Origin of the sequence: Neisseria wadsworthii 9715, from assembly GCF_000227765.1 — a bacterium.
GTDB lineage: Bacteria > Pseudomonadota > Gammaproteobacteria > Burkholderiales > Neisseriaceae > Neisseria > Neisseria wadsworthii.
The window spans coordinates 381,029-395,107 of record NZ_JH165159.1 but is presented as its reverse complement, the minus strand read 5'-3'; the positions used below and the strand labels follow the sequence as shown (position 1 = coordinate 395,107).

General features: G+C 53.7%; 14 protein-coding genes. 3 read left to right on the top strand and 11 right to left on the bottom strand.

Going from position 1 to position 14,079, the window contains the following annotated elements:
- Positions 1-13: 13 nt before the first annotated feature.
- The 6 genes from HMPREF9370_RS01685 to HMPREF9370_RS01660 all read right to left on the bottom strand — a co-directional run bounded on the left by HMPREF9370_RS01685 (position 14) and on the right by HMPREF9370_RS01660 (position 6,533).
- Positions 14-880, bottom strand: a complete 867-nt coding sequence (locus HMPREF9370_RS01685; RefSeq protein WP_009115534.1) for an alpha/beta fold hydrolase — start codon at positions 878-880, stop codon at positions 14-16.
- 122 nt (positions 881-1,002) lie between these two features.
- On the bottom strand, positions 1,003-1,455 hold the full coding sequence (locus HMPREF9370_RS01680; RefSeq protein WP_009115532.1) for a methyltransferase family protein: 453 nt from the start codon (positions 1,453-1,455) through the stop codon (positions 1,003-1,005).
- Positions 1,456-1,490: 35 nt separating this feature from the next.
- Positions 1,491-4,622, bottom strand: coding sequence for an ATP-binding cassette domain-containing protein (locus tag HMPREF9370_RS01675; protein WP_040667325.1), 3,132 nt, complete (start codon positions 4,620-4,622; stop codon positions 1,491-1,493).
- Between the two features lie 88 nt (positions 4,623-4,710).
- Positions 4,711-5,100 (bottom strand): VOC family protein, encoded by a 390-nt coding sequence (locus tag HMPREF9370_RS01670; RefSeq protein ID WP_009115530.1) that lies wholly within the window; start codon positions 5,098-5,100, stop codon positions 4,711-4,713.
- A gap of 232 nt (positions 5,101-5,332) precedes the next feature.
- On the bottom strand, positions 5,333-5,635 hold the full coding sequence (locus HMPREF9370_RS01665) for a DUF6968 family protein (protein WP_009115529.1): 303 nt from the start codon (positions 5,633-5,635) through the stop codon (positions 5,333-5,335).
- Between the two features lie 52 nt (positions 5,636-5,687).
- Complete coding sequence (locus HMPREF9370_RS01660) at positions 5,688-6,533, bottom strand: CPBP family intramembrane glutamic endopeptidase (RefSeq protein ID WP_009115528.1); 846 nt, start codon at positions 6,531-6,533, stop codon at positions 5,688-5,690.
- Between the two features lie 59 nt (positions 6,534-6,592).
- On the opposite strand from HMPREF9370_RS01660, the gene HMPREF9370_RS11925 reads away from it, so the two are divergent.
- From HMPREF9370_RS11925 to HMPREF9370_RS01655, 3 genes are all read left to right on the top strand, one after another.
- A complete protein-coding gene (locus HMPREF9370_RS11925; RefSeq protein ID WP_156792953.1) occupies positions 6,593-6,781 on the top strand; it encodes a hypothetical protein in 189 nt (62 codons plus the stop codon).
- Positions 6,778-7,107, top strand: a complete 330-nt coding sequence (locus HMPREF9370_RS11920) for a hypothetical protein (protein WP_156792952.1) — start codon at positions 6,778-6,780, stop codon at positions 7,105-7,107. The genes HMPREF9370_RS11925 and HMPREF9370_RS11920 overlap by 4 nt, the downstream gene beginning before the upstream one ends.
- A gap of 154 nt (positions 7,108-7,261) precedes the next feature.
- A complete protein-coding gene (locus HMPREF9370_RS01655; RefSeq protein ID WP_040666775.1) occupies positions 7,262-7,513 on the top strand; it encodes a hypothetical protein in 252 nt (83 codons plus the stop codon).
- Between the two features lie 140 nt (positions 7,514-7,653).
- On the opposite strand, the gene HMPREF9370_RS01650 is transcribed toward HMPREF9370_RS01655, so the two are convergent.
- The 5 genes from HMPREF9370_RS01650 to HMPREF9370_RS01630 form a co-directional block, all read right to left on the bottom strand.
- Positions 7,654-8,319, bottom strand: coding sequence for a glutathione S-transferase (locus tag HMPREF9370_RS01650; protein ID WP_009115525.1), 666 nt, complete (start codon positions 8,317-8,319; stop codon positions 7,654-7,656).
- A 33-nt stretch (positions 8,320-8,352) separates the two neighbouring features.
- A complete protein-coding gene (locus tag HMPREF9370_RS01645; RefSeq protein WP_040666773.1) occupies positions 8,353-8,673 on the bottom strand; it encodes a TfoX/Sxy family protein in 321 nt (106 codons plus the stop codon).
- Positions 8,674-8,844: 171 nt separating this feature from the next.
- Positions 8,845-9,711 (bottom strand): ABC transporter six-transmembrane domain-containing protein, encoded by an 867-nt coding sequence (locus tag HMPREF9370_RS01640; RefSeq protein ID WP_009115523.1) that lies wholly within the window; start codon positions 9,709-9,711, stop codon positions 8,845-8,847.
- 116 nt (positions 9,712-9,827) lie between these two features.
- Positions 9,828-11,594 (bottom strand): ABC transporter ATP-binding protein/permease, encoded by a 1,767-nt coding sequence (locus tag HMPREF9370_RS01635; protein WP_009115522.1) that lies wholly within the window; start codon positions 11,592-11,594, stop codon positions 9,828-9,830.
- A 157-nt stretch (positions 11,595-11,751) separates the two neighbouring features.
- Positions 11,752-13,971, bottom strand: a complete 2,220-nt coding sequence (locus tag HMPREF9370_RS01630; RefSeq protein WP_009115520.1) for a TonB-dependent siderophore receptor — start codon at positions 13,969-13,971, stop codon at positions 11,752-11,754.
- Positions 13,972-14,079 lie beyond the last annotated feature (108 nt).

Here is a 14,079-nt window from a genome sequence, read left to right as displayed (position 1 = left end):
TCAGACAGGCATTTCACACCGATTCGGCGGTTGCATCGGTAAATTCGGCCAGTGTCTGCAAAAATCGTTCGGGGCTTTCTTTTTGCGGCCAGTGCTTGTGCTCTTCAAACACTTCCAGCCGCGCCTGCGGCATGATGGTGGCGGCCGCTTCGGCATCGGCCAGCGGCACGGCCGGGTCTTTGCTGCCGTGAACCAGCAGCACGGGGCAGTCGATTTTCGGCAGCTCCGGCAGCAGGCGGCCTGTGGGTTTGCCGCCGTAGGTTTCGCTGAGCTGGAAAGATTGGAACGCTTTGCCGGCATCTTCTGCCAAGGCGGCAGTGCGCACTTCGTCCACCAGTTCGGTGCTGATTTTGCCGGCATCGCCGAATAGTGTGGCGGCAATCAGGCGGCGGGTCAGCAGGCGGCTGGCGCATAGGCGGTAGGCCGGCAGGTTCCAGCGCGAGCGGGCATACCAGCCGCCCAACCGCGGCCACGGTAGCTCGGTGCTGATGCCCCACGGTGCCACCAACACCAGCCGCTTGAGCAGGTGGGGGTAGCGCAAAGCAAACTGCAAAGCCACGCTGCCGCCGAGCGACAGGCCGCATAAGTTGATACGCTGCAGGCCCAGCGTTTTCCAAAGCGTGTAGAGAAGCTCGGTGTAAAAATCCAGCGTGTAGTCAATATCGGGTTTGCTGCTTTGGCCGTAGCCGGGCAGGTCGGGGGCAACCAGGTATTCGTTGCCCGGCCACTGCGTTATGATTTCGCGCCACGACAACATAGCCGAATCCAAACCGCCGCCGTGCAGAAATAACCAGGCTTCTTCTTGGGGCCGGCCTGCGGTGTGGCAGGCGACCGAAAGGTCGTCAGACAGGGTGAAAGTATGTGTTTCGATAGTGTTCATAATGCATCTTTTCCAAAATATGAAGCGCGTTTATATTTTCAGCCAACCCGTTTGGATTCAGTATCTCAATATTCGGGCCGGCTTATAGAATGGCTGTATAGCCTTTTCAGACAGGCATTCCCTCAAACCCAACGCCGAACCCTACGGCAATAGGCCAAATAAGGCGCACCGAATTTTTGCGCCAGCACGCGCTCTTCGTGGCGGATTTGAAAGCGGTTCATGCCTGCGACAAACAACGGCAGCCCGAGCCAAGACAGGACATGCCCCAGCCACAACGCCCAAGCCGCGAGCATCAGCAATAAGCCCAAATACATCGGGTTGCGCGTAAAACGGTAAACGCCGCTGCTCACCAAACGGGAGGCTTTGTCGAGATGAACGGGGTTTATCGTGGTTTGCGCCTGCCTTAAAGCCGCCACGCCCGCCGCGCCGACGGCCAAGCCTGCCGCCGCAGGCAGCAAGGCCCAAACTCCGGCAGACGGCCATTGCCAAGCCGCCAAAGGTATGTCTGCCAGCAGCCGCATCAATACAGCGCAGGCAATCAATTGCAGCACCGGCGGGATTTTCAGGTTGTCCATATCGCCTCCTTTTGCCCGATACGTTCAGACAGGCATTATTTTTCCTGCTTCTTCAAAATCCAGCAGGCCGAAGTGAAATACACCACATAAAACGCCAGCAGCACCAGCATTTCGCGGCTCAGGTCGTGCCCGCCCAAGCCTTTGGCGAAGCTGCCGATGCTGATGTTGAGATACCACGACGCGGGCATCAGCTTGCCCATCCAGTACGCCCCGCCTTCCATCGACGAGAGCGGGTGCAGAAAGCCGGAATAGTTGAAGGTCGGGATCATAATCACAATCGCGGTGAGGCTGATGGCCGCCATTTGCGAGCGCACAACCGTGGAAGCCAGCAAACCCAGCGCGGTGGACACGAACAGCAGAATCAGCGTGCCCGCCGTCAGCACCAGCAGCGAACCTTTCACCGGCACGCCGAAGCCGAACACCATCATCGCCGTGAGCACCACATAATTCACCATGCCCACCGCAATATACGGCAGCTGCTTGCCGAGCAGAAACTGCGGCACGGTGGCGGGCGAGGTGTAGAAATTGGAAATCGAACCGATTTCGCGTTCACGCACCACCCCGACCACCGACATCATTGCCGGAATCAGCATCAGCACCAACATCAACACGCCCGGCGCGATGGCGAAAATGCTTTCAAAATCCTGATTATACATAAACCGCTGCTCGATTTTGGCCGCGGGCGGCGGCAGCGTCAGCCCCGTTTCGCGCGCCAAATCCTGCCCGTACAGTGCAAAAATGCCGCCGATATAGCCTTGGATGTTGCTGGCGTTGAACGGCATCGCGCCGTCGACATAAAACGCCGCCTCCGGCCGCCTGCCCGCCAGCATATCGCGCCCGAAGCCTTCGGGAATCTCAATTACCAAGCGCGTTTGCGCCGACTGCAAGGCGGTGTCGATATCGCTTGGCGACGAGAGCGGCGGCTGTTGCTGAAAATAGCGCGAACCGGAAAAATATTCGGTGAGGCGGCGGCTTTCGGTGGTTTGGTCGCGGTCGAGCACGGTAAACGTGAGGTCTTTCACGTCGAACGACACGCTCCACGACAAAGCCACCATCAAAATCACCGGCCCCGCCAATGCGAAAAACAGCCGCACCTTGTCGCGCAGCAATTCTTTGGTTTCACGCAAAGCAAACGTGCGCACGCTTGCCAGCCAGTATTTCAAGGTGTCGGTCGGCGGTGTGTTTTCAGACGGCCTGTTGCCTGTTTGCGCATCCGAAACCTGATTTTCCTGCGCACTCCTTGTGGCAACTTGAGGCACGCTTTCGGTTTCAGGTAGCCTGTCTGAAACATCGGTGGCTTGTTCTCTTTCTGTCATCTTGCCGGTTTCTGAACACGGTTCGGCTGGGGCGGAAGAAGCTGAGGTTTCGGGTGAGACAACCGTTTGACCCTCACTCACTTGTGAAGAAGCAAGGTCGCTGTCGGAGCGGACATTTTCAGACGGCCTTATCCCTGCCTGCACATCCAAATCCTGATCCGACCGAACAATCCTCTCCGCCAGTTGGGCGACGCTTGCGGTTTCAGACGGCCTCTCCGAATCATCGGCAACCTGTTGCGGCGGCATGGCGGCATTATTTGTTTGCGCGTTTACTTGCACGGAAACCGCCGTTTCAGACGGCCTTTCAGACAGGCCTTCGCCCTCCTCGTCGTCCAACAAATACTGCACAAACGCCTCTTCCAGATTCGGCGCGGCTTGCCGTGCGGTCAGCTCCGCCGGCGTGCCCACCGCCAGCACGCGGCCTTTGTGCATGAAGGAAATGCGGTCGCAGCGTTCGGCCTCGTTCATAAAGTGGGTCGACACAAATATGGTGATTTTGTCTTCGCGCGAGAGTTTGAGCAGATGCCGCCAGAACATGTCGCGGGCGGCGGGATCGACGCCGGAGGTCGGTTCGTCGAGAATCAGCACTTCGGGTTTGTGCAGGCAGGCCGCCGCCAGTTGCAGGCGTTGGCGGATGCCCAACGGCAGCGAGGCGGGTTTGGCGTCGGCGGCATCGCTGAGGTCGAACTGCACCAGCGCGTCGGCCACCGCCTGTTCGCCGGCCGCACCCATCTGGTAGAGGCGGGCGTGCAGTTTGAGGTTGTCGATCACGCTCAATTCTTCATACAGCGAGAACGCCTGCGACATATAGCCGACGCGCATCCGCGTTTGGATATTGCCCGCTTCGATCGGCCGCCCCAGCAATTCGGCCGAACCGTCGCTGGCTTCCAGCAGGCCGGTGAGCATTTTCATGGTGGTGGATTTGCCGCAGCCGTTGGAGCCGAGAAAGCCGAAGATTTCACCTTGCGCGATTTTGAAGCTCACCCGATCGACCGCGGTAAAGCTGCCGAAACGCTTGGTCAGCCCGTGTGCTTCGATGGCGGGCGGGGCATCGGGATCGGCGACAAACGGGGTCATCGCCAACCCGCCCGAGCCCTGCTGTTTTTCAGACGGCAGCATCTGCACATAGGCGGCTTCCAACGTAGCGGCACCGCTGTCGCGCATCACCTCGCGGGTGGACTTGTTCACCAACAGTTTGCCGTCGTCCATCGCCAGCAGGTGGCTGAAACGTTCGGCCTCTTCAATGTAGGCAGTGGCCACGATTACCGTCATGCCCGCACTTTCGGCCTGCAATTCGTCCACCAACGCCCAAAACTGGCGGCGCGACAGCGGGTCGACACCGGTGGTCGGCTCGTCGAGAATCAGCAGATCGGGCGAATGCACCAATGCGCAGCATAAACTCAGCTTCTGCTTCATCCCGCCCGAGAGCTTGCCCGCCGCACGGTCGGGGAACGTCGCCAAACCGGTGGCTTCGAGCAGCCGGCTGATGCGCGCCTTGCGTTCGGCGGCATTCAACCCGAACAGCCGCGCATGGAAATCGACGTTTTCATACACGCTCAAAGTGGGATACAGATTGCGCCCCAAACCCTGCGGCATAAAGGCGATGCGGTGCGACAACGCCTGCCGTGCCGCTTTGTCGGCCATATTCTGCCCGAACACCGCCACCGTGCCGCTCTGAATGATTTTAACGCCGGCAATCAGCGACAACAGCGTCGATTTACCCACCCCGTCGGGGCCGATTAAGCCGACGGTTACCCCGCGCGGGATAGTCAGCGACACATCGTCCAGCGCCGTTACGGTTTTACCGTAGCGGTGGGAAACGGAGCGGAGGGAAACGGCGGGGTTATTCATCATGGGTTACTCTGTTTTCAGACAGGCATTGTGGGATTTAAACGGCCTAAGCAACCATGTCGGATTCAAGAATCCGACCTACACCGGCTTATCCTTCGTAAGCATGCGGTTCCGTTACGGTGATGAAATAACCGTCGGGATCACGGAAAGAAAATTCCTGCTTATGGGAATTGGGGTTTTGATGAATGTCTTCTTCAATCGCCCAACCGATTTTTTCAAGATTCTTCCTGATTTTTTGCCAATCAGCCGTTCTAAAATAAAGCAGCAATCCGTTTCCTATCGTGATATTCGGATTGTTCATGGTCGGATGGCCGTCCAACTCCCAAGCATGCAGACAAAGGACAATTTCGTTTTCTTGGGTGGTTAACACCGCAAAATGATCGCCGCCATGCATATTGTTGAAATCAAAAATAGTGCGGTACCAGGCTGAGCTGGTTTCAACATCTTTGACTGCAATAATCGGGTCAAGTTTTGTCATATCGTTATCTCCTTTTTTAGTAGACCATGTCAGATTCAAAAATCCAATCTACCAACTTCACTCTGCCAATGCCTTTGCCCAAAAATCAGCAGCAAATGTAGGTCGGATACTCGTATCCGACAAAACCATTCAAGGTCAACTAACACATTGTTCCTTTATGTACATTTCCCTATTCTGTCGGATTCAAGAATCCGACCTACGTCCATCTATTTTCAGACGGCCTTTTCTTTCATCAATACTCTTCGGCGAAGCCTGCAAACGGATCACCGCCCGGCCAGCACAATGCCAAATTTTCTCCGGCAAGTGTACCGTCTATCACTTTCCAGATAAGTTGCAAGGTTTGAATGCCGTCTAGGGCGTGGATTTGGAAATTGATGTCTTTGCCCGCGCCGACGATGCGGTAGGGGCACACCCATTCTTCTTCGTGCAGTTTTTCGGGTTTGCCGATGAAGATGTTCACTTGCTCTTTGGGGTTGCCTGCCAATTCAAGCGTACGGTAGGCAATGGCGGTGTCAATATTCAGTTTTTCGGTCATGATATTTTATTCCTTATTGATTGGTCGGTCTGCAATGTTTTCAGACGGCCTTTCAGGTAGCCTGTTTAAATTGAGGCCGTCTGAAAAACAAAGCCCGCTCTTTCCACAGCACCCATGCGGTTAACAACAACAGAATGCCTGTCTGAATCACTTTGCTGTCGGGGTGTGTGTGGAATATCTCGTTGCCGAGATTGGCGGCCAGATGAAACAGCATCGCCACCACAATGCTCCGCCCGCTTTTCAGATACAGCCAGTTCATCAGCAGCACAAACACCACCATGCTGGCGACAAAATTGGCGGTGTAAAGCCAGCCTTGCGCCACCAGTTCGCTGTGGTAATAGCCTTTCACCAAGCCCAGCGGCACATGCCACAGCGCCCAGTACACGGTAAAAACCAGCGACGCGGCAAACAGGCTGAAGCGCGACAGCAGCGCGTCCGTGCCGTAGGAGTGCCACGCCAGCTCTTCCAGCACCGCCCCGAGCACCAAAGCCAGCCACGGCGAAATCAACGCCGAAGTAAACGAAGGGCTGCCTGAAATATGGAACTGCGCGGCGGGATAGCCGAACAACAGCGACAGGCCTTGCGCCAATACCAACGACAGCGGCGGCAACAGCACCGCCGCCAGCAAATACCGTTTGGGCGCGCCGGACAAACGCAAACGCGACAAGGCATCCGCCCGCAGCGAGGGTTGCCACCACAACAAACCCGCCGCCAAACACACCGGCGCGAGCAAACCGGCCAACAGCAAGGCCGTGAGCAAACCTTTGTGCCCGCCGTCGGGCTGGTGGCTGAGGTAAGCTGCGGCAAACCACAACGCCCACGGCAGCAGCAGCGACCAAATGAAGAACAACACGGGCCGGTAAACTGCTGGGTTGACAGTGTGTTGGGGTGGGTTCATCGCGGTAGTTCCTTGTTGTTTGGGCAGGTATGTTTTTTCAGACGGCCTGATTTAAATCATTGCAGATTCGTGCCGTTGCTTCCATCGCATCATGCCTGCCGTCGGACATCACAATCAACAATCCCCGTAGGGCGGGCATCCTTGCCCGCCGTATGACTCAAACTTGCAAGTCTGAATGGCGGGCAGGGATGCCCGCCCTACTCATGGAAATTTTCAGTCAGGCATTTTTTTCAGACGGCCTGATTTGAATCATCACGAATCCGTGCCGCTACTTCCGTCGCATCATGCCTGCCGTCGGGCATCACAACCAACACCCCGTAGGGCGGGCATCCTTGCCCGCCGTATGATTCAAACTTGCAAGTCTGAATGGCGGGCAGGGATGCTCGCCCTACGCATGATAGTGTTCAGACAGGCATTGTTTTTTCAGACGGCCTTATTCAAATCATCACGAATCCATGCCGCTACATTCGTCGCATCATGCCTGCCGTCGAGTATCACAACCAACACCCCCGTAGGGCGGGCATCCTTGCCCGCCGTGCAATTCAAACTTGCGAGGCTGAATGGCGGGCAGTGATGCCCGCCCTACGCATTGAGTTTTCTGCACCGCAGATTTGCTTTTCTGATTACCTCCAGAAAAAATGCCGATAGGTATGATGAAAAACAATGTGTTAGATTATCGGCAACTGTTTCTGTTCCTTTTTCACCCTGTTAACGGAAAGGAGCACGCCATGCGCCGTTTGCATATCGGTTCTATCATTATCTTAATCTGCGGGCTGTCTGCCATTATTCCCGGGCTGATGACTTTGCTGGACATGGGCGGTTGGGTGCACGAGCTGCTCAATCAGCCGCTCGGTGCCATTGCCCTGCTGGTTATCGGCGGCTCTTGCGTGCTAGCGGCTTTGTTTCCTGTGTTTACCACTTACCTGACACGCAAGGAGATGGGCAAAACGCCGTTTGAGGAAGATGAAACCGGCAATTGAGGTTTTCAGACAGGCATTTTTCAGACGGCCTCTTCAAATAATTGCGCATCCTTAGCCCGCCGTGTGATTCAAACAAACCAATCTGAATGGCGGGCAGGGATGCCCGCCCTACGCACAAAAATTTTCAAACAGGCACGGCATCACAGCAATTCCAGTTTCCCGATACGCTCTTGCGCCCGTTGGTAGGCGGGGTCGTTTTCAATGCGGCGCACATAGGCGGCGATATTCGGCAGGTTCAGCGATGTGCGCGACACGGCGGCTTGCAAGGGAAAGCTCATCATGATGTCGGCACCGCTGATTTCTTCGCCCAGCAGCCAAGTGCGGCCGGCCAGCTTGCTTTCGACAAATTCCAAATGCAGTTTGAGTTGCGGGTTCAAAAACGATGCACGCACGCCGTCGGTAATCTTGCGGGCAACGGGTTTGGCGAAAAACGGCATTTTTCGCGCTTCAATTTTGCGGAACACCAGCGACATTACCAGCAGCGGCATCAGCGAACCTTCCGCATAATGCAGCCAAAACAGATATTCGGGATAAGCCGCGCTGTTTTCAGACGGCCTCAAGGCCGTTTCCTGACCGTAGCGTGTGATCAGGTATTCGACAATCGCGCCGCTTTCGGCCAGCACCAAGCCGTTGTCGTCTATCAGGGGCGATTTGCCCAGCGGGTGGACACGGCGCAGGCTGTCGGGCGCAAGCGAGGTTTCGGCATCGCGCGCGATCACTTCCGCGCGGTACTCCAAGCCGAGCAACTCGAGCAGCCATGCGATACGGTAGGCGCGCGATTGTTTGAGTGCGTAAAGGGTAATCATGGCGGATTTCCTGTTTATCGCTGATTGTACGGTTTACTTCTTTTTCTTAGGCTTGGCTTCAGGCAATTCATCATACATGGCCTCAAACAGCCCTGTTAAAAACGCCTTGTCATCCACCTCGCTCACAAGCAGCATTGCTTTTGCGCCTTCGTAAGGCAATTCATAGGCCGCATTCGGCATATAGTCGATTGCCGACTGAACGGGCTTAACCAGCAACCGATCATCGTAGATGCCGCCGACGATTTTCTGCTTATAGTAGAGAATATACTCGCCCATCATGGCTCGATAAGTGATGTCGTCCAAGCCGGATAATTGTTCCAAAATAAAATCCAAGTATGCTTTGCCGGATGCCATATGCGCCTCTTTTTCCCATGTGTAACCAAACAACTTTAGTCGTAACCGTACCGTCATACTCGGGCTTGACCTGACTATCTTGAATTCCAACCACTTCGGGAGATACTCGGGTCAAGCCCGAGTATGACGGACGTGCTGTTTTTTAAAATGCTTTTTCAGACAGGCATTTTTTCAGACGGCCTGCTTGGAATGAATGTTTTCCACTTCCACGCGACGGGCAATGTCTTTCAGATTGGAATAACTTTCTACCAGCCTCGGCACATCGTCCAAACTCATGGCAAACATCCATAAATAAGTGGTGAGCGAATAGATATGTCCTGCGCTGCCGTAGCCGTTTAAGGTTATCCACACAAAAGTAAAGCCGAACAACAAGGCCATTGCTATGCCGACGCACAGATAGCCCGATGCTTCGCGGTTGGAAATCAAAATGCGTAGGCGGGCAACCAAGCCGAAATGCTTATGCAGCGTGGCTTCGGGAGCGGATTGAATCATGTCCACATCACGCTCCAAGCGGTTGTTGAGTTTGAAATACAGCTTTTCACTCACGCGGGAAAAGCCCGGCAGCAATATCAAAAATACCGCCAAAACCAAGAGGCTCAACACGCCGGCCCAAAATTCCAGTATCAAAAGCATGAAAGCCGCGCCGAATACCGACACCAGCGACGTGATCGCCGTAGGCAGATGCATTTCAAAAAAATCGACAAATTCCCTCGACAACGCTACGCGCGCCGCGATTTCAGACGGCGTCTGCCCCTGTATGCGCTGCTTCACAATCACAGGTACGGCGATTTCGCTGTAAATGCGGGCAAACACACGCGTATCTGCGCTGCGCCGTGCCGCGCCCACCAGCCACATCAACAACACCAAAAGCGCGTAAGTCAGCGCCTGCCATACCTTGCCCTGCATGACCGCGTTGACGGCAAAACCGCCGAACACGGGGTAAATCAGAAACAGCAGGTTTTCCAAAGCCACGATGCTGAACGTGAGCAGCAGCTTTTTGCGGTGTGCGGTGCCGATATTTTTTAAAGTATTCCACATGGTTAAACTTCATTTCCCATCATCGGTGCAGTCATACCGTTTATAAAAAATTCAACTGCGTTGCCGTTATAGTGTATTTGCCGCATCTGCGGCATCCCGCCAAGAGGTTTCACTTTTCAAACGGCCATCGATCCGCTTATCTGCATGGTTTTGTTATGGAATGCATAGAGCGTATTGCGGTGGCCGATACTGACGATGATGCTGTCGGGCAGCTTTTGGCGGATAAGCATGTAAAGTGCTGCTTCGGTGCTTTCGTCTAGTGCGGAGGTGGCTTCGTCAAGCAAAATCAATTTGGGCCGTGCCAGCAGAATACGGGCGAAAGCGATACGTTGCAGCTCTCCCGGAGAAAGGCGGTGCTGCCAGTCGTCGGTTTTGTCTAAACATCCGGCGAGATAATGCAAGCGGCAGTCTGCCAATACCAGCCGCAGTTCTTCGGGCGAAGGGTTGAGATCAGGGTAACATATGGCTTCGTAAAGCGTGCCTTGCGGCACATAAGGGCGCTGCGGTACAAACAGGGTTTCGTGATGAGGCAGCCTTCTTACCGTACCGCTGCTGCCGAATGGCCACAGTCCGGCCAAAACACGCATCAATGTAGTCTTGCCACAGCCGCTCGGGCCTTGAATCAGCAAAGCGTCTCCGCATTCCGCTTTTAAAGCGACATGATTGAGCAATACCGTGCCATCGGTGCGGTAAACGGCAACATTCTCCAATTCAAGCCTGTCTGAAACAACGTCAATGCCGTTTGAGCCGCAGTCGGCGTTTTGCAAGTTGGAAAGAAAACCGCTTAAACGCTCCAAGCGGGCGCGGTAGGCGGTGAAAGATTCATAAAAATTACGGAAAAACGACAAGGCGCGCTGCAGACGGTTGAATGCCTGCACGGTTTGGTGCATATCGCCGATTTTGATTTGTCCGGCAAAAAAGCGCGGGGCTTGCAGCATCAAAGGCAGCAATTGGATGCTTTGGGTCAAGAGGTCGTTGAATCCGCCCAAGACTACGCTTTGCCGGGTGATTTTCCAGCGGTTGCGGATGACGGCGCGGAAACGGTCGCCCAGTTGCTGTTGTTCTTTCCATTCGCCCCGGTAAAAGGCAATGCTTTCGGCGTGATCCCGGATGCGGATAAGAGAATAACGGTAGTCGCCGTTGAGCTTTTCATTGTCGTAATGGTAACGGATGAGCGGCTTACCTATCCACATCGCTGCGGCAGTGGAAAGCAGCACAAAAATAAACACGAAAAACACAATGCCGCGCGGAATGTTCAGGCCGAATAAGGATAAAACGCCGGACAACCCCCATAGCACGACGGTAAATTCAATGGCCGACAAAACGGAATTGAGCATCCCGCGTATAAATTCGATGGTATTGGCGATAAATTCCTGCGCATCTTGCTGGATGCGTTGGTCTATATTATCCGGTTCATGGCGCAGCATATGCAGCCGGTAATAATTCTTATCGGCAAACCAGCGTGAAACCAGCACACCGTTCAGTTTTTCAGACCATTTAATTGCAAGAGACTGGTCTAAAAAGTCGTTAACAATGCCGTTGAGCGTGCGCATAATCACCACGCCGGCATTGATTAAAGCGAAAAACCAGAAAGCTGCTGCTTTTTTGTCTTGCAATGCGCTGTATAAGCCGTTGTAAAAAAATGTGTTCAAAACATTCAGGCGGATTTCGGTCAGCAGCAGCATTACCATAGCGGCCAGCAACAGCAGAATTTTCAGATGGCCTGCTTTATCCAAGCACGGTGAAAGGATTTGCCGGAACTGTCTGCCGAAACGGGTTTTGCCGATAATATAAACTATTGCAACAAGAGAAACAGATACGCCTATAAAAGTCTGTAAAAACCAGAGCGGCGTGGCATTTAATTCGATTTGCCATTTTTCCATAATGAGCAGTAATAGGATGCCTGTCTGAAAAAATTCAGACAGGCATAGGGTAAATAAAATGAACAATAATCAATAATGATGTTGCCGCCTAAAACGGGCAAACCCAAATAGGGGGATGCCTTCTTGAAAAAACAGATGCAAAGGCAGCGGCAAGGTATCAGAAGCTTAATTTGGCGCCCAAAGTTACCGTGCGCGGCTCACCGATAGACAAATGCTCCATGGTGGCGGTAGTGTGCGACACAAAGTATTGCTTGTTGCCCAGATTTTTACCGGTCAGACGCACATTCAACGGTTTGCCGCCGACTTTTGTGTCATAAGAAACAAACGCGCTGTATGTGGTTGCCGAAGGCAGTTTGAACCATTGGGCTTGGTTGTTCCGCACATAATTAAAGCCCCATGTGCCGCGGTAGTCCAAACCCGCCCCTGCGCGCCAGTTGCCGCCCGCCGCCCGGCCGAAGTCGTAAAACAGCGTCAGGCCGGCGGTGTGTTTGGGAATGCTGCCGAATTGCGTGCCTTCGTTGAGCGGCTCGTTTTTATCTTCAATCACTTTTGTGTCTGTGAAAGTGTAATTGGCGGAAATACCCAATTTGTCGGTAATTTTGCCGTTGACATCCACTTCCATACCCTGCGAGCGGTTTTTTTCGATAACGCGCGTTTCCACTTCACCGTTGTCCAAAGTTACGGGGCGTGCAACATTGCTTTTTTTGATATGGAATAACGCCAGATTCGCGCTAAGGTTTTCCCCGTTGTATTTGCTGCCGACCTCAAACTGGCGGCTTTTTTCCAGCGGGATTTTTTTGCCGCCGTAGTCGATGTTGCGCGAAGCATTAGGTTTGGCCGATGTGCCGAAATTGCCGTAAACCGACCATCTCGGGTTAATCAGGTAAACCGCGCCGATTTGCGGCAGAAGGTCGAAACCGCTGCTGCGGTTGCGGAAGCGTGCCGGACGGCCTTGCCCGGATTCTATTTTGTGCCACTGTCCGCGCACGCCGCCGGAAACAATCCAACGCTCGCCGATATAGGCGGAATCTTGCAACAGCAAAGCGGCGGTTTTGTAATGCTCGAGCGTATCGCTGGTACGCGCGTCTGCCGTCGGATTGGTCGATTCAATCCAGTTTTGCCCGTAAACAGGATTGTCCACGCTCATGGTATGGCGGGCGGCACTGCGGCGCAAATCGCCCAATTTCAGTTTGTAGTCCTGCAATTGCACAGATGCCCGCAATTTATGCGTAATGTTTTCGCCTTGGTCTATCAGACCGTTGGCAGAGAGGTTCAGGCTGTGCGTAACTGCATCGGAAGGCCTTGTCCCGTCGATACGGCGGCTAACTTCCCGCTTAGCGGCGTTATAGCTCATCACGCGTGCCTGCCAGTCGTTGTAATGATTTTTGCTGAACCCGTACTCTGCCTGCAACCGCCAATCGGCATTCAGCTTGTGTTCGCCGCTTAATTGGAAAGTGTGCGAATAACCTTTGGTCACGTTAATCGGGTCGTCCAAACGACGTTTTAAAGGGATGTCCAACGCCTTGCCATAATTGGGATTATTTGCGGCCGTGCCACTAACGTCTAAAAAAGTACCCCGGTCGAACACGCCTTCGTAATTCTGATATTCGTAGCCCGCCGAAACCTTAGTTTTATCGTTTTTCCAAGACAAAGAAGGGGCGATGACATATTCGGTGTTGCTACCGAAACTCCGCCAGTAATTTTTGGTTTGATAGTCGGCAACAAAACGGTAGGCAATGCCGCTGTTGCCGATAGGCCCGGTGGTATCGACACCGATATTCCTTGCCGCACGGCTGCCGTATCCCGCATTGACGGTCGTGCTGCTTTTCATGTGGTCAGGCTTTTTGGTTACCACATTAATCACGCCGCCGGGATTCTGCATTCCGTAGAGCATTGACGCCGGGCCTTTCAATACTTCCACTCTTTCTACATTGGCCGTGAAATTGCGCGCCATCGAGCTTGCCAAACCGTTACGCATAATCGAGCCGTCGCGGTTGCTTCCGTAACCTCTGCGCATAACCGTATCCAAGGTGCCCGCTAAATTGTTGCCTTGCGTAAGGCCGCTGATGCCTTTTACCGACTCTTCCAAAGTTTGCGGCTGTTTATCCTGCAACTGCTCTTGAGTGACCACATCAATGCTGTAAGGCGTGTCAAGAATGGATGTGTTGACACCGGTAATGTTGCTGCGTTCGGCTTTATAACCTTTTTCCATGGTAATGCGTTTACCGCGCACGGTTACCGTATCTATTTCAACCTCTTGCAGCGGCGGAGATTGCTGTGCCGAATCCGACAACGGAGGCTCATTTTCCGCCCATGCCGGCGCTCCGGCTCCCATTGCCGCTACGATTAGAACCACTGAAGTGAAACATGTTTTCATCTCAAAATATCCTGTTACCTGTAAAAATAATATTGGTTCAAAAATTTTATTATATTAATACATTTAAAAATTATTATCATTTATATTTCAAAATATTTTTATGTTGTC